Raw genomic sequence first — 15,106 nt, 5'->3', positions numbered from 1 at the left:
TTCTCCTCGTGGGGATGGACAGTCACGCCCAGTATCCCATGCGGGGTAAAGCGAGTTTTCCGGCCGACGGCCCAACCCCGGGCGGCGTGCGCACGTCCCAAGCGTTGAAAAGGCGTTTTCGTGGATACCGCGCCGCCTGGGACAATGGAGCGGTCAGCCGTGCGACCGTACCGGCTGTTCATGGAGAACTTCCAGAAAGAGGACGTGCCGATCGTGGCTCAGAGCACCGAGACCACCGACTGGGTCTCCCGTTTCGCGGATGAGGTCATCGAGGAGTCGGAGCGTCGGGCCCCGGGCAAACCGGTCGTCGTCGCGTCCGGACTCTCCCCTTCCGGCCCCATCCACCTGGGGAACCTGCGCGAGGTCATGACCCCGCACCTCGTCGCCGACGAGATCCGCCGCCGGGGCCGCCAGGTGCGCCACCTGATCTCCTGGGACGACTACGACCGGTACCGCAAGGTCCCGGCCGGCGTCAGCGGGATCGACGAGTCCTGGGCCGAGCACATCGGCAAGCCGCTGACCTCCGTCCCGGCGCCGAAGGGCTCCGAGCACCCGAACTGGGCCGAGCACTTCAAGGCCGCGATGATCGCCTCGCTGGCCGAGCTGGGCGTGGAGTTCGACGGCATCAGCCAGACGGAGCAGTACACCTCCGGCGCGTACCGCGACCAGATCCTGCACGCGATGCGCCACCGCGGCGAGATCGACGCCATCCTCGACCAGTACCGGACGAAGAAGGCCCCCGCCAAGAAGCAGCAGAAGCCCGTCGACGAGGCCGAGCTGGAGGCCGAGGAGGGCTCGGGCGCGGCGTCCGAGGACGACGGCAGCTCCGGTTCGGCCGGCTACTTCCCGTACAAGCCGTACTGCGGCAACTGCGAGAAGGACCTCACCACCGTCACCGCCTACGACGACGACTCCACCGAGCTGACCTACGCGTGCACCGCGTGCGGCTTCTCGGAGACGGTCCGGCTCAGCGAGTTCAACCGCGGCAAGCTGGTCTGGAAGGTCGACTGGCCGATGCGCTGGGCGTACGAGGGCGTCGTCTTCGAGCCGTCCGGCGTGGACCACTCCTCGCCGGGCTCCAGCTTCCAGGTCGGCGGCCAGATCGTCGGCATCTTCGGCGGCAAGCAGCCGATCGGCCCGATGTACGCCTTCGTCGGCATCTCCGGCATGGCGAAGATGTCCTCGTCCCGGGGCGGGGTGCCCACCCCCGCCGACGCGCTGAAGATCATGGAGCCGCAGCTGCTGCGCTGGCTGTACGCCCGCCGCCGGCCCAACCAGTCGTTCAAGATCGCCTTCGATCAGGAGATCCAGCGGCTCTACGACGAGTGGGACAAGCTGGCGGCGAAGGTGGCCGACGGTTCGGCGCTGCCCGGTGACGTCGCCGCGTACACCCGCGCCGTCGGCACCGCCGCGGGCGAGCTGCCGCGGACCCCGCGCCCGCTGCCCTACCGCACGCTCGCCTCGGTCGCCGACATCACCGCCGGCCACCAGGACCAGGCCCTGCGCATCCTGTCGGAGCTGGACCCGGCCAACCCGCTGGGCTCGCTGGACGAGGTCCGCCCGCGGTACGACAAGGCGGAGGCGTGGATCAACACCCACGTCCCCGCCGACCAGCGCACCATCGTCCGCGACGAGCCCGACACCGACCTGCTGAAGTCGCTCGACGAGCGCTCCCAGGAGTCGGTCCGGCTGCTGCTCGACGGGCTGGCGGACCACTGGTCCCTGGACGGTCTCACCCACCTCGTCTACGGCGTGCCCAAGGTGCAGGCGGGCTTCCCGGCCGACGCCACGCCCAAGGAGCTGCCGCCGGAGATCAAGACCGCCCAGCGGTCGTTCTTCGCGCTGCTGTACCACCTGCTGGTGGGACGCGACACCGGTCCGCGGCTTCCCACGCTGCTGCTGGCGGTCGGACAGGACCGGGTGCGCAGGCTGCTCGGCGCGTAGGGCGGGGCGGGCCTGCACGGGCCCGGGCGGGCCCGCTCGGGCCGTACGCGCACGAAAGGGGGCGCCCGGTGCGATCACCGGGTGCCCCCTTTCGTGCGCCTGCGTGGTGCGTACGCCCGCTTCCCGCGCCTGTCCTGCGCCTCGCCCGCGCCTGCGCGGTCGCGGCGCGCGTCTCCCGCGCCGCACCGCCGGCTAGGCGATGTGGTCCTCCTCCAGCTCCGCGTTCAGCCGGTTGGTGAAGCGGTTCACCATGCGCTTGACCTCCTGGTCCGGGAGGGTGCGGGAGAAGGCGGCCTGGATGTTGTCGCCGTACTCGCGGGGCGTGGGCACACCGCTGCCCCCGCTGATCGACTGCTTGAACAGCTGGTAGTACTGCTCCTCGTCGGGCTCGGCCTGAGGCGTGCCGCCGCCCTCGCCGAGCTCGCGGGTGCGGTTCGGGCCGACCGGGATGGGGAAGCTGCCGGTGTCCTCCGGGGAGGGCTCCCGCACCGCCCCGGGACCGGCGGCCGCCTGCTCGAACTCCTCGAACTCGGCGTCCCGCCGCGCCTGCTGGAACCGCTGGGCCTGCTCGAACCGCTGCGCCTGGTCCAGCCGCTGCGGCTGCTGCTCCTCGTACCACTCCTCGTACGGCGGCTCCGGGTCGTACGTCGGGTCGTAGCCGCCGTGGTAGTCGACCTGGCGCGGCGCCTGGAACCAGGGGCTCTGGTCGTCCGGCGGGAACTGCTCGTCGTACGGCGGCGGCTCCTGCGGGGCCTGGCCGGCGAACTGCGTGAGCTGCCCCGCGGGCCCCGCCTGCCGGGCGACCGCGGCCGCGCCGGCCGCCTGCTGCGCCGCCGCGGGTATGAGCGCCGGCTCGATGCCCGCCGCCGCCAGGCCCGCCGGGGCCGTCTCCGCCAGCGGCACGCCGTAGCGCGCCAGCCGCAGCGGCATCAGCGACTCCACCGGGGCCTTGCGCCGCCAGGCCCGCCCGAAGCGGGAGCGGAGCCTGGCCTGGTAGACCAGGCGCTCCTGCTCCAGCTTGATGACCTGGTCGTAGGAGCGCAGCTCCCACAGCTTCATCCGGCGCCACAGCAGGAAGGTGGGCACCGGGGAGAGCAGCCAGCGGGTGAGGCGGACGCCCTCCATGTGCTTGTCGGCGGTGATGTCCGCGATCCGGCCGATCGCGTGCCGGGCGGCCTCCACCGCGACCACGAACAGCACCGGGATGACCGCGTGCATGCCGACGCCCAGCGGGTCCGGCCAGGCGGCGGCGCCGTTGAACGCGATCGTCGCCGCGGTCAGCAGCCACGCCGTCTGGCGCAGCAGCGGGAACGGGATGCGGATCCAGGTCAGCAGCAGGTCGAGTGCGAGCAGCACACAGATGCCCGCGTCGATGCCGATCGGGAACACATAACTGAAGTTCCCGAAGCCCTTCTTGAGGGCCAGCTCACGGACGGCCGCGTACGAACCCGCGAAGCCGATACTGGCGATGATCACGGCGCCCGTCACGACCACGCCGATGAGAACGCGGTGCATCCGAGTCAGCTGCAGTGGCGCGGCCACCCGTACTCCCCTCCCATTGCGTGTTGTTGCGCGCAACAGGGTGGCACATCCGTGCGGGGAACGGGTGGCCGGATCCGATTGCCCGGTTCCCTCACCGGCCCGGCGGGCCGGTCGGCGCTGCTCAGCTCTTCGCGGCCGACTTCGACGGCGAGGCGGACGCCGGCTTCGACGGGGCGGACGACTTGGACGCCGAGGGCGACTTCGACGGCGCCGTGGAGCCCGGGGCGGAGGACGAGGAGCCGGCACCGCCGCCGTCCCCGTTGGCCGCCGCCACCGCGGCCACGGCCTCCTTGGCGGCCTTCCGGGCCGCCTTGGCCAGCGCGTCCGCGTCCGGGGTCTTGTCGCCGGCCAGACCGGCGCCGTTGTAGTCGAGGGTGACGACGACGTTCTCCACCCGGGCGACGACCGTCTGCTGCTTGAAGGAGCCTTCCTTCTTCTTCAGGTCGTAGCGCACCGCCGTCGCCTCGTCGCCGGTCCCGGACACCGGCTCGGCCTTGGTGTTCTTCGCGCCGGCCACGGACTTCGCGTCCCGCACCTGCTTCTGGTAGTACTCCCGCGCCTGCTCCTCGCCCGAGCCGCGCGAGGCGTCCGACGCGAAGCGCAGCAGCGAGACGTTGAGCCAGCGGAACTGGGAGCCCTTCACACCGTTGTTGTCCAGGCTGTTCCAGGAGCAGCTGGCGCGCGAGGAGACATCGCTGGACGTGCCCTCCTTGGCCGACTTCACGCCCTTGGGCACCAGGTCGCCCAGCGTCCTGGCGGACAGCGCCTTGCACGCCTCCGGCAGCTTGCCGTAGGCCGCGGCCTGCACGGTCGGCGAGGCGCTCGCGCTCGCGGAGGCCCCGGCGCCGCCCGACGGGGAGCTCTTCGCGCCCTCGTCCGAGCCGGAGTCCGACGAGCAGGCCGCCGCCAGGAACATCACGGGGACGGCCACCGCACCGACCAGGAAGCGGTTCGGACGCCTGGCCCCCGGGCCACGCCGGTCACGCTGGGCACGCTCTTCTCGCTGGGCTGCTCGCTGCATGGTTCCTTCACTCATGACGCTCGTGGTTCCTGCGGTCGGATCGGGTCCGAGGGGCCACGGTACGCGGTACGACAGCCGTGTGTTTTCGCTTCCCGCGCTTCGCGTCCGGGCGTCAAATGCCCGGCGGGGAAGGTCAGCCGCCCAGTGAATCCGCCAGCCGCGAGGCCAGTTCCCGGGCCCTGTCCTGCATTTCCTTGCTGTCCGGCACCACGCCGAGGGTGGCCGGCTGCTCCGCGTACTCGATGGTCACGATCACGTTCGACGTGCGGAACGCCACAGTCACGGTCCGCTGCTTGGCCGTCGCGCCGGAGGGGCTGAGGGTGTCGTCGAGGAAGGCCTCGTCGCCGAGGTCGTCGAGCGTACGGGGCTGGAGGTCGGTGGGGTCGGCGCCGGGGGAGGCGGTCCCGCCGGAGGCGGGGGAGGAAGAGGAAGAGGAGGAGGCGGACGCGGCGTCCGGGGCGGCCGACGGGGAGGAGGCGGACGGGCTCGGCGGCGCGGACGGGCTCGACGCCGCGGAGGGGGTGCCGGCGGCGGGTTCGGGCAGGTCGGCGGCGGTCTGCTTGGCGGCGAACACCGCCTCCGCCTGGCTGTCGTCGCTGACGGCGTTGTCGTAGGAGACGACGCGCTCGAAGTCGACGGAGAGGTGGTCGGTGGCCTGCGCGGAGTCCACCTTCCAGCGGCAGCCCACCTTGCGGTCGGTGTCGTACGTCAGCGTGGCCTGGCCGTCGTAGGCCTTGCCGCGCTGGTCCACGTCGGTGATCTGCTTGATGCCCGGCAGCAGCGAGTCCAGGGTGCTGTGACCGACCACCGTGCAGGCCTGCGGCAGCGTGCGGTACTTGCCCGGCTGGGCCGCCGCCGTCGCCGTGCCCGAGCCGTCGGGGTTGGTGTCGTCCGTCCCGCTGTCCTGCGGCGAGCCGCCGGTGCAGCCGGCCAGCAGCAGCGCCGCGAGGAGCGCGGCCGGCCCGGATACGTACGCCCTCCGCAGCACGGTCAGGCTCCTCTCGCTTCGATGGCCCCGCAGGTTAATCGCTTGCCGCGCGGGGGCGGCCGCTGGAGACAATGTGTATCGCACGCACTGCCGTGGACGCCGGTCCGTTGTCCCCTTTCGTCGACCTTGGCGCCGGTATTGCGATTTCCTACTTCTGTACTTTTTCGGGGGAATGAGGACGACATGTCGTATGTGGAGATGCCGGGCGCGAAGGTGCCGATCCGGATGTGGGCCGACCCCGCGACGGTCGAGGACGTGGCGATGCGGCAGCTGCAGAACGTCGCGACGCTGCCCTGGATCGAGGGCCTGGCCGTGATGCCGGACGTGCACTACGGCAAGGGCGCGACGGTCGGCTCGGTCATCGCGATGCGGGGCGCGGTGTGCCCGGCCGCGGTGGGCGTGGACATCGGCTGCGGGATGTCGGCGGTGCGGACCTCCCTGACCGCCAATGACCTGCCGGGCGACCTGTCCCGGCTGCGCTCGAGGATCGAGCAGGCGATCCCGGTGGGCCGGGGGATGCACGAGGACCCGGTGCACCCGGGGCGGTTCCACGGGCTCGCGACGAGCGGGTGGGACGGGTTCTGGGGGCGGTTCGACGGGGTGGCGGAGGCGGTGAGGTTCCGCCAGGAGCGGGCCGCCAAGCAGATGGGGACCCTGGGGTCCGGCAACCACTTCGTCGAGGTCTGCACGGACGAGAGCGGTTCCGTCTGGCTGATGCTCCACTCCGGCTCCCGCAACATCGGCAAGGAACTCGCCGAGCACCACATCGGCGTGGCCCAGGGCCTCCCGCACAACCAGGGCCTGGTCGACCGCGACCTCGCGGTGTTCGTCGCGGACACCCCGCAGATGGCGGCCTACCGCAACGACCTGTTCTGGGCGCAGGAGTACGCGAAGTACAACCGCACGATCATGATGGCGCTCCTGAAGGACGTGGTCCGCAAGGAGTTCAAGAAGGCGCGGCCGGCCTTCGAGCAGGAGATCTCCTGCCACCACAACTACGTGGCGGAGGAGCGGTACGAGGGCATGGACCTGCTGGTCACCCGCAAGGGCGCGATCCGCGCGGGCTCCGGCGAGTACGGGATCATCCCGGGCTCGATGGGCACCGGCTCGTACATCGTGCGCGGTCTGGGCAACGAGGCGTCCTTCAACTCCGCCTCGCACGGCGCCGGCCGCCGGATGAGCCGCAACGCCGCCAAGCGCCGCTTCTCCACCAAGGACCTGGAGGAGCAGACGCGGGGCGTGGAGTGCCGCAAGGACTCCGGCGTGGTCGACGAGATCCCGGGGGCCTACAAGTCGATCGACCAGGTCATCGACCAGCAGCGCGACCTGGTGGAGGTCGTGGCCAAGCTGCGGCAGGTGGTCTGTGTGAAGGGCTGACGCCCGGTGCCGGGGCTACTTCGCGTGGTGGACCGCGTAGATCATCACGAAGGCGATGATGTGGATGCCGAAGAGGAAGTAGCCGAGGTACCACCACACATAGCGCTCGCGCTTCTTCTCCAGGGCCAGGGCCTCGCGCTCCGCCCGGCGGGCCGCGTCCGCGGCGGGCTCCGGCGCGGCGCCCTCGGGTGCGGCGCCCTCGGTGTCCTGCGTCATCACAGCTCCCGGTGCACCTTGGTGTTCGACGCCTGGGCGCGTGGACGCACGACCAGCAGGTCGATGTTGACATGGCTGGGGCGGGTCACCGCCTAGGTGATGGTGTCGGCGACGTCGTCGGCCGTCAGGGGCTCGGCGACACCCTCGTAGACCTTGGCGGCCTTCTCCCGGTCGCCGCCGAAGCGGGTGAGGGCGAACTCGTCCGTCCTGACCATGCCGGGCGCGATCTCGATGACGCGCACCGGCCTGCCGACGATCTCCAGGCGCAGGGTCTCGGCGAGGACGTGGGCGCCGTGCTTGGCGGCGACATACCCGGCGCCGCCCTCGTACGTGCCGTGGCCGGCCGTCGAGGAGACGACCACGACCGTGCCGTCGCCGCTCGCCTCCAGCTTGGGCAGCAGCGCCTGGGTGAGGTTGAGGGTGCCGAGGACGTTCGTCTCGTACATCGTGCGCCAGTGGGCCGGGTCGCCGGTGGCGACCGGGTCCGCGCCCAGCGCGCCGCCCGCGTTGTTGACCAGCACGCCGACGGTCCTGAAGGCCGTCGCGAACTCGTCCACGGCCGCCCGGTCGGTGACGTCCAGCTGGTACGCCGTCGCCGCGTGGCCGGCGGCGCCGATCTCCTCGGCGAGCGCCTCGATGCGGTCCTTGCGGCGGGCGGTCAGCACGACCCGGTAGCCGGCGGCGGCGAGCTGCCGGGCCGTGGCGGCGCCGATGCCGCTGCTCGCACCCGTGACGACGGCGATGCGGGACGCGGCGGACGGTGCTGCGGTGGCCATGGGCTGCTCCTGGGACGCTCGGTGCGATCGGGCGTACGGCGATCGGTCTGGGGCAAGGGTAAGTGACCCCGCCGTTCCGCGGAGGGGGCCGTCCGGCCCGTGACGCTCAGCCGCCGCCCCGCGGCGCCCACATGATCAGGGCCATCCCCGCCAGACAGACCAGCGCGCCGGCCACGTCCCAGCGGTCGGGCCGGTAGCCGTCGGCGACCACGCCCCACAGCAGCGAGCCGGCGACGAAGACCCCGCCGTACGCGGCGAGCACGCGGCCGAAGTGGGCGTCGGGCTGGAAAGTGGCGACGAAGCCGTAGGCGCCCAGGGCGAGGACGCCGCCCGTGGCCCACAGCCAGCCGCGGTGCTCGCGCACCCCCTGCCAGACCAGCCAGGCGCCGCCGATCTCGAACAGCGCGGCGAGGACGAACAGGGCGGCGGAACGCAGGATCGGCATGCGGGCAGCGTCGCACGGGAGGTGCGGCCCGCGTGGGGCGGCTCGGTGCGCGCCGGGTTCGGGGGCGGCTCGTGGGGAGGGCCGGGCTCGGGGGCGGCTTCGGGGTGGGGCGGCTTCGCGGGTCGGTGCGGGGTGAATGGAATACCCGGGGGTCGTGGCCCGTTGGCGGGTGTAGTTGAATCGTCAACAACGTGAGGAAGCGACCATGCAGTTCGGGATCTTCAGCGTCGGCGACGTCACGCCGGACCCGACCACCGGCCGGACGCCGACCGAGCGCGAGCGCATCAAGGCCATGGTCGCCATCGCGCTCAAGGCCGAGGAGGTCGGCCTGGACGTCTTCGCGACCGGCGAGCACCACAACCCGCCGTTCGTGCCGTCGTCCCCGACCACCATGCTCGGCTACATAGCGGCGCGCACCGAGCGGCTGGTCCTGTCCACCTCCACCACCCTCATCACCACCAACGACCCGGTGAAGATCGCCGAGGACTTCGCGATGCTCCAGCACCTCGCGGACGGCCGGGTCGACCTGATGACGGGCCGCGGCAACACCGGGCCGGTCTACCCCTGGTTCGGCCAGGACATCCGGCAGGGCATCAACCTCGCCGTGGAGAACTACGCCCTGCTGCACCGGCTGTGGCGCGAGGACGTGGTGGACTGGGAGGGCAGGTTCCGCACCCCGCTGCAGGGCTTCACCTCCACCCCGCGCCCGCTGGACGGCGTCCCGCCGTTCGTCTGGCACGGCTCCATCCGCTCGCCCCAGATCGCCGAGCAGGCGGCGTACTACGGCGACGGCTTCTTCCACAACAACATCTTCTGGCCGGCCGACCACACCAAGCGGATGGTCGAGCTGTACCGGACCCGCTACGCCCACTACGGGCACGGCACGCCCGAGCAGGCGATCGTCGGCCTCGGCGGCCAGGTGTTCATGCGGCGGAACTCCCAGGACGCGGTGCGCGAGTTCCGCCCCTACTTCGACAACGCCCCCGTCTACGGCCACGGGCCCTCCCTGGAGGAGTTCACCGCCCAGACCCCGCTGACCGTGGGCTCCCCGCAGCAGGTGATCGAGCGGACCCTGTCCTTCCGGGAGTACGCGGGCGACTACCAGCGCCAGCTGTTCCTGATGGACCACGCCGGTCTGCCGCTGAAGACCGTGCTGGAGCAGCTCGACCTCCTCGGCGAGGAGGTCGTGCCGGTGCTGCGCGAGGAGTTCGCCAAGGGCCGCCCGGCGAACGTGCCGGACGCGCCGACCCACGCCTCGCTGCTCGCGGAGCAGGACTCCCGCGACCGCGACCGCGACCGCGACCGTGGCCAGGACGGCCAGGACGGCCAGGACGGTCAGGACGGCCAGGACGCGGAAGAGGTGAGCACCGTATGAGGCTCGTCGTCGTCTCGGCGGGGCTGAGCGTCCCGTCCTCCACGCGGCTGCTGGCCGACCGGCTCGCGGCGGCGGCCGGGAGGCACACCGCCGTCCGGGGCGGTGCCACCGACGTCCGGGTGATCGAGCTGCGCGACCTCGCGGTGGACATCGCGCACAACCTCACCAGCGGCTTTCCGGGACCGGCCCTCGGGGACGCGCTGGACGCGGTCACGGGCGCGGACGGGCTGGTCGTCGTCACGCCGGTGTTCTCCGCGTCGTACAGCGGACTGTTCAAGTCCTTCTTCGACGTGCTCGGGGCCCAGGACGGCGACGCGCTGGCCGGCAAGCCGGTGCTGATCGCGGCGACCGGCGGCAGCGCGCGGCACTCGCTGGTCCTGGACCACGCGCTGCGGCCCCTGTTCGCCTACCTGCGGGCCGTGGTCGTCCCGACCGGCGTCTACGCCGCCTCCGAGGACTGGGGCGCGGAGGGGCTGCCGGAGCGGATCGAGCGGGCGGCCGGGGAGCTGGCCGGGCTGATGGCGGTGCTGTCGGCACCGGCACCGCGAGGGGCGGCGGCCGCGACGGAGCCGGGCGGGGCCGGGTCCGGGAGCGTGGCGGCGGCCGCCGAGGTGACGGTGGCGGAGGCGGCAGGGGCGGGGGCGCCGCCTCGGGTCGTGGCGCCGCCTCGGGTCGCGGCGGCCGCGGGGGAGGAGACCGGTGGCTCGTCGGCCGACGGCTCGCGCACCGACGGCTCGCGGACCGATGCCGCCGCGGCCGGTGGTGCGGCGGGCGACGGGCTCGCGGCCGGTGGTGTGCGGGTCGGCGGCTTCGAGGTCGTGCCGTTCGAGGAGCAGCTTGCGGCGCTGCGGTCTTGACCTGCGGTCCTGACCTGACCTGCGGGCCCGGCCTGCGGGCCTGACCCCGGCCGGCCGGGAGCCGGGCCCGGCACGGACGCCCGGGGTGAGCCCCGGCGTGCGTGAGGGAAGGCGCGCCCGCCCCTGACGCACGCCCGCCGGACCCGGTGAGAGCCGGGTAAAAGCGTGATCGCGGGCCCGCCCGCCCCGGTCGCCGGTGCGCCGGCCTTGGCAGACTGGAGGCGTGCCTCAGACTGTGCTGCTCGCCGAAGACGACCGCGCCATCCGCCACGCCCTGGAGCGGGCCCTGACCCTGGAGGGCTACGCGGTCACGGCGGTCGCCGACGGCGTCGAGGCGCTCGCGCAGGCGCACCGCACCCCGCCGGACGTCCTGGTCCTGGATGTGATGATGCCCGGCATCGACGGCCTCCAGGTCTGCCGGGTGCTGCGCGCCGAGGGCGACCGCACCCCCATCCTCATGCTCACCGCGCTCGTGGAGACCGCCGACCGGATCGCCGGCCTGGACGCCGGCGCCGACGACTACGTCGTCAAGCCGTTCGACGTGGAGGAGGTCTTCGCCCGGCTGCGCGCGCTGCTGCGCCGCACCAGCCCGGTCGGCGCGGGCGCCGCCCACGGCGACGGCTCCGGCAACGGCACCGGCGCCGGCCCCGGCTCGCGTCCCGGTTCCGCGGACGCGCAGGCCAGGGAGGTGCTGGTGCCCGACCGGCAGGTCGAGGCCGCCGACATCCGCATGGACCTCCAGGCCCGCCGCGCCTGGCGGGGCACCCGCGAGCTGGAGCTGACCCGCACCGAGTTCGAGCTGCTGGAACTGCTGGTCCGCAACGCCGGCATCGTCCTGGACCACTCCACGATCTACGACCGCATCTGGGGCTACGACTTCGGCCCCGGCTCCAAGAACCTCGCCGTCTACGTCGGCTATCTGCGCCGCAAGCTGGACGAGCCGGACGCGCCGCAGCTGATCCACACCGTGCGCGGCGTGGGGTACGTGCTGCGGGAGGACTGAGTGGGCCGTTTCCCCCGGCGGCCGGGCCGGACGCTGCCCCGGCCCCGGCTGTCGTCGCTGCGGACCACGTTCGCGGTGACGTTCGCCGTGGTGACCGCCGCCGTCACGATCCTCGTCGGCATCCTGTCGTACAACTCCGCCGCCCGGCTGGTGCGGGTGGACCAGCAGTCGGTGTTCACCCAGGTCGTGCAGGACGTGCAGGACGAGGTGCGGCGCTACGACCGTACGCCCGCCGACTTCTCCTCCTCCCGTCCCGGGCACGAGGTGGTCCGGCCCAGCCGCACCGATGTGCAGGTGCTCGGCGAGCGCGGCCAGATCGTCGACCACGGCAGCCCCCAGCTGCCGGTCACCGCCCGGGACCGGGCCATGGCGGCGGCCTCCCGGGCCGGCCGCACGGTCGAGTACCAGGACGTGGTCGTCGCCGACGACGTGTACCGGATCGCGACGGTCGCGCTCGGCGACGGGCGCGGCGCCGTGCAGGTCGCGCAGGAGTTCAGCGACACCGAGGACCTGCTGCGCGCCCTGCAGCAACGGACCCTGATCCTGATGGGCGCCGTGGTGGTCGCGGCCGGCCTGTGCGGCTGGTGGCTGGCCCGGCGCATCACCCGCCGGCTGGTGATCCTCACCTCCGCCGCCGAGGACGTGGCCCGCACCCGCCGGCTGGGCATCCAGGTGCCCGTCACCGGCTACGACGAGGTGGGCCGGCTCGGCCGCGCCTTCGACCGCATGCTGGGCCGGCTCGCCCAGTCCGAGGAGGACCAGCGGCGCCTGGTCCAGGACGCGGGTCACGAACTGCGCACCCCGCTGACCTCCCTGCGCACCAACATCTCCCTGCTGCGCCGTATCGACGAGCTGCCGCCCGCCTCCCGCGAGGAGCTGGTGGCCGACCTCGCCCAGGAGGCCCGGGAGCTGACCGACCTGGTCAACGAGCTGGTCGACCTGGCGGCCGGGCAGTCCGACAGCGAGCCGCCGCAGCGGGTCGACCTGGCCGAGATCGCCGAGGACGTCGCCGGCCACGCGCGCCGCCGCACCGGACGCGACATCGTGGTCCGCGCGAGCGGCGACACGACGGCCGACGGGCGTCCGGGACGCCTCCAGCGGGCGGTGTCCAACCTGGTGGAGAACGCCGCCAAGTTCGACCGCGACGGCACGCAGCCCATCGAGATCGCGGTGACCGGGCCCGCCCGGCCCGGCACGGTCCGCGTCGAGGTCCTCGACCGGGGGCCGGGCATGGCCGCGGAGGACCTGACCCGCATCTTCGACCGCTTCTACCGCGCCCCCGACGCGCGCTCCCTGCCCGGCTCGGGCCTCGGCCTGTCCATCGTGCGCGAGGTCGCCCTGGGCCACGGTGGCGCTCCGTTCGCCTTCCGCCGTGAGGGCGGCGGATCGGTGATCGGCTTCACGGTCGGCGCGCAGCACCACCGTGACGGCGACCGGGGCCACCACGCGGGCCGCGGCCACCACGAGGGACGTACCCGTGCCGAGGACCGGACCCGGTCCGAGGACCGCAGGCGCGTCGAGGACCGCGGGCGCGTCGAGGACCGCGGGCGCCCGGAGGACCGTAGCCGCCCCGACGACCGCGGCAGTCCGGAAGGCGTGGGCACGGCCGGGGAATCCGGGTGACCGTGGCGCTCGTGGCGCTCGTGGCGCTCAGGGCGCTCAGGGCGCTCAGGGCGCTCAGGCCCGTCAGCGGGACGATCCGGCCCTGCCGTCGGCCGGCTGGGGCCGCCTGCGGCGAGTGAGGGACGGCAGCGCGGGCGGGGTGAGGAAGCCCTCGGCGCGGGCGCTGGCGATGCCGATGCGGGGGATGTCACCGCTCTTGGCGAACAGCAGGAACCGGGGCTCCCAGACGGGCCGGTACTTGGCGTTGGCGCGGTAGAGGGACTCGATCTGCCACCAGCGGGAGAAGAAGGTCAGCACCGAGCGCCACAGCCGCAGCACCGGGCCGGCGCCGAGCCGGGACCCGCGTTCGAAGACCGAGCGGAACATGGCGAAGTTCAGCGACACCCGCCGTACGCCGATCTCCTCGGCGCGCAGCAGGAGTTCGACCACCATGAACTCCATCAGGCCGTTCTCGCAGTCGCGGTCCCGGCGCATCAGGTCCAGCGACAGCCCCCGCGCGCCCCACGGCACGAAGCTGAGCAGCGCCCGCGGCCGCCCCTCGGCGTCCCGGCACTCCAGCATCACGCAGCGGCCGTCGGCCGGGTCCCCGAGCCGGCCCAGCGCCATGGAGAAGCCGCGCTCGGTGGCGCCGTCGCGCCAGTGGTCGGCGCGCTCGACGAGCAGCGCCATCTCCTCGTCGGGGATGTCCTCGTGGCGGCGCACGCACACGGTGTAGCCGGCCCGGCGGACCCGGTTGTGGGCCTGCCGCACGACCCGCATGGCACGCCCCTCGAGGCTGAAGTCGCAGACCTCGACGATCGCCTCGTCGCCGAGTTCGAGGGCGTCCAGGCCGTGCCGGGCGTAGACCGTGCCGGCCTCCTCGCTCGCGCCCATGACGGCGGGCGTCCAGGCGTGCCGGCGGGCCTCGGCGAGCCAGGCGTCGATGGCGCCGGGCCAGGCCTCGGGGTCGCCGATGGGGTCGCCGGAGGCGAGGCTGACTCCGCCGACCACGCGGTAGGCGACGGCGGCCTTGCCGGTGGGGGAGAAGATCGCGGCCTTGTCGCGGCGCAGCGCGAAGTAGCCGAGGGAGTCCCGTTCGCCGTGCCGGTCCAGCAGGTCCCGCAGGCGCCGTTCGTCCTCCTCGCCGAGCAGGGCGCGGCCGCGGGGCGAGCGGAAGCAGGCGTACAGGACGAGGAGGAAGGTCGCCGCCGTCAGGACGTTGATGACGATGTCCACCCAGCGCGGGGCGTGCACGGCGGGCACCCGGTCGGCGAGCGGGCCGACGCTGACGCCGCGCAGCAGCACGTAGACGACCTTGTCGGTGAGCGCCGCCCCGCCGGGTGCCTTGTTGGTGGCGTCCACCAGCCAGGTGCCGAGGCCCGCGCTGACGGCGATCCCGACGGCGCCCACGGCCAGGGCCAGCCGGGGGTTGGACCGGTCGCCGATCGCGGCGAACTCGCGCCGCCCGATCAGCAGCGCGGCCACGAACAGCCCGGTGAGCGCGGTGGAGGCCCAGTTGAACGGGTGGTCGCGGAACCGGTCCTGGGTCAGCGCCAGCACGTACAGCGCGAACAGCGGTCCGGCCAGGAGCAGGTTGAACAGCCAGGCGGCCCGTTTGCGGCGCCGCATCACCACGGCGAGGAACAGAGCGAGCGCCGCCGAGACCAGACCGGCGGTGGCCAGGTACGGCGTGAAGAACTGGCCGGCGTTGTGCTCGTGCACCTCCTCGCGGAACGGCAGGGAGAGCACCGCGGCGATGTTGAGCACCGCCAGCAGTCGCAGGTACAGGACGGTGGCGCCGGCGGCCCGGGCCCGGAGCCGGGGACCGGGCGGGGGGAACGGCGACGGGCGGGGAGCGCGCCGCGCCGTGACGGGTGCGGGCTGGGGTGCGGGCATGGGTGACAGGTCACCTCGGAGCGGGCCGGCGGAACCGGCGGGGGACGGGCGGGAGCGGGGGACA

Annotated in this window: 11 protein-coding genes and 2 pseudogenes; 6 read left to right on the top strand and 7 right to left on the bottom strand. The window is 73.3% G+C overall.

All coding sequences use genetic code 11. From position 1 onward, the window contains the following. Positions 1-204: 204 nt before the first annotated feature. Entirely contained in the window at positions 205-1,944 is a 1,740-nt protein-coding gene (gene lysS / locus ACI2LW_RS03760) for a lysine--tRNA ligase (RefSeq protein ID WP_404729528.1), read from the top strand. A 192-nt stretch (positions 1,945-2,136) separates the two neighbouring features. Here the strand turns inward: lysS and ACI2LW_RS03755 are convergent, their stop codons facing one another. From ACI2LW_RS03755 to ACI2LW_RS03745, 3 genes are all read right to left on the bottom strand, one after another. Continuing rightward, positions 2,137-3,459 carry a DUF2637 domain-containing protein gene (locus ACI2LW_RS03755; protein ID WP_404729527.1) on the bottom strand — a complete coding sequence of 441 codons (1,323 nt, stop codon included), beginning with the start codon at positions 3,457-3,459 and terminating at the stop codon, positions 2,137-2,139. 148 nt (positions 3,460-3,607) lie between these two features. Then, positions 3,608-4,522: a DUF3558 family protein gene (locus ACI2LW_RS03750; protein ID WP_404729447.1), complete on the bottom strand. Its 915-nt coding sequence runs from the start codon at positions 4,520-4,522 to the stop codon at positions 3,608-3,610. 118 nt (positions 4,523-4,640) lie between these two features. Next, a complete protein-coding gene (locus ACI2LW_RS03745) occupies positions 4,641-5,495 on the bottom strand; it encodes a DUF3558 domain-containing protein (protein ID WP_404729446.1) in 855 nt (284 codons plus the stop codon). A 183-nt stretch (positions 5,496-5,678) separates the two neighbouring features. Between ACI2LW_RS03745 and ACI2LW_RS03740 the strand changes: the two genes are divergently transcribed. Next, positions 5,679-6,872 carry an RtcB family protein gene (locus ACI2LW_RS03740; protein ID WP_404729445.1) on the top strand — a complete coding sequence of 398 codons (1,194 nt, stop codon included), beginning with the start codon at positions 5,679-5,681 and terminating at the stop codon, positions 6,870-6,872. A gap of 15 nt (positions 6,873-6,887) precedes the next feature. Here the strand turns inward: ACI2LW_RS03740 and ACI2LW_RS03735 are convergent, their stop codons facing one another. From ACI2LW_RS03735 to ACI2LW_RS03725, 3 genes and pseudogenes are all read right to left on the bottom strand, one after another. Next, positions 6,888-7,088, bottom strand: coding sequence for a hypothetical protein (locus ACI2LW_RS03735; RefSeq protein ID WP_404729444.1), 201 nt, complete (start codon positions 7,086-7,088; stop codon positions 6,888-6,890). Beyond that, a pseudogene (locus tag ACI2LW_RS03730) lies at positions 7,088-7,864 on the bottom strand (SDR family NAD(P)-dependent oxidoreductase). Before ACI2LW_RS03730 ends, ACI2LW_RS03735 begins: the two are co-directional and overlap by 1 nt. Positions 7,865-7,970: 106 nt before the next feature. Then, entirely contained in the window at positions 7,971-8,309 is a 339-nt protein-coding gene (locus tag ACI2LW_RS03725) for a YnfA family protein (RefSeq protein WP_404729443.1), read from the bottom strand. 205 nt (positions 8,310-8,514) lie between these two features. Between ACI2LW_RS03725 and ACI2LW_RS03720 the strand changes: the two genes are divergently transcribed. The 4 genes and pseudogenes from ACI2LW_RS03720 to ACI2LW_RS03705 all read left to right on the top strand — a co-directional run bounded on the left by ACI2LW_RS03720 (position 8,515) and on the right by ACI2LW_RS03705 (position 13,167). Next, on the top strand, positions 8,515-9,684 hold the full coding sequence (locus ACI2LW_RS03720; protein ID WP_404729442.1) for an LLM class flavin-dependent oxidoreductase: 1,170 nt from the start codon (positions 8,515-8,517) through the stop codon (positions 9,682-9,684). Then, positions 9,681-10,238, top strand: a pseudogene (locus ACI2LW_RS03715) (CE1759 family FMN reductase); the annotation flags it as partial. The gene ACI2LW_RS03720 and the pseudogene ACI2LW_RS03715, both read left to right, overlap by 4 nt. A gap of 526 nt (positions 10,239-10,764) precedes the next feature. Beyond that, positions 10,765-11,544 carry a response regulator transcription factor gene (locus ACI2LW_RS03710; protein WP_404729441.1) on the top strand — a complete coding sequence of 260 codons (780 nt, stop codon included), beginning with the start codon at positions 10,765-10,767 and terminating at the stop codon, positions 11,542-11,544. Continuing rightward, positions 11,545-13,167 carry an ATP-binding protein gene (locus ACI2LW_RS03705; protein ID WP_404729440.1) on the top strand — a complete coding sequence of 541 codons (1,623 nt, stop codon included), beginning with the start codon at positions 11,545-11,547 and terminating at the stop codon, positions 13,165-13,167. It abuts the gene before it with no gap. Positions 13,168-13,230: 63 nt separating this feature from the next. Here the strand turns inward: ACI2LW_RS03705 and ACI2LW_RS03700 are convergent, their stop codons facing one another. Next, positions 13,231-15,042 (bottom strand): phosphatidylglycerol lysyltransferase domain-containing protein, encoded by a 1,812-nt coding sequence (locus tag ACI2LW_RS03700; protein ID WP_404729439.1) that lies wholly within the window; start codon positions 15,040-15,042, stop codon positions 13,231-13,233. Positions 15,043-15,106: the final 64 nt, after the last annotated feature.

The organism is Streptomyces sp. NPDC004065 (assembly GCF_044903565.1).
GTDB lineage: Bacteria > Actinomycetota > Actinomycetes > Streptomycetales > Streptomycetaceae > Streptomyces.
Note: the sequence above shows the minus strand (reverse complement) of the source record. Positions and strands in the feature narration are given on the sequence as shown.

Bases quoted from the DNA above. Each gene is read 5' to 3' on its own strand.
- ACI2LW_RS03755 (WP_404729527.1), bottom strand. From the start codon at position 3,459: ATGCACCGCGTTCTCATCGGCGTGGTCGTGACGGGCGCCGTGATCATC.
- ACI2LW_RS03750 (WP_404729447.1), bottom strand. From the start codon at position 4,522: ATGAGTGAAGGAACCATGCAGCGAGCAGCCCAGCGAGAAGAGCGTGCC.
- ACI2LW_RS03740 (WP_404729445.1), top strand. From the start codon at position 5,679: ATGTCGTATGTGGAGATGCCGGGCGCGAAGGTGCCGATCCGGATGTGG.
- ACI2LW_RS03735 (WP_404729444.1), bottom strand. From the start codon at position 7,088: ATGACGCAGGACACCGAGGGCGCCGCACCCGAGGGCGCCGCGCCGGAG.
- ACI2LW_RS03725 (WP_404729443.1), bottom strand. From the start codon at position 8,309: ATGCCGATCCTGCGTTCCGCCGCCCTGTTCGTCCTCGCCGCGCTGTTC.
- ACI2LW_RS03720 (WP_404729442.1), top strand. From the start codon at position 8,515: ATGCAGTTCGGGATCTTCAGCGTCGGCGACGTCACGCCGGACCCGACC.
- ACI2LW_RS03700 (WP_404729439.1), bottom strand. From the start codon at position 15,042: ATGCCCGCACCCCAGCCCGCACCCGTCACGGCGCGGCGCGCTCCCCGC.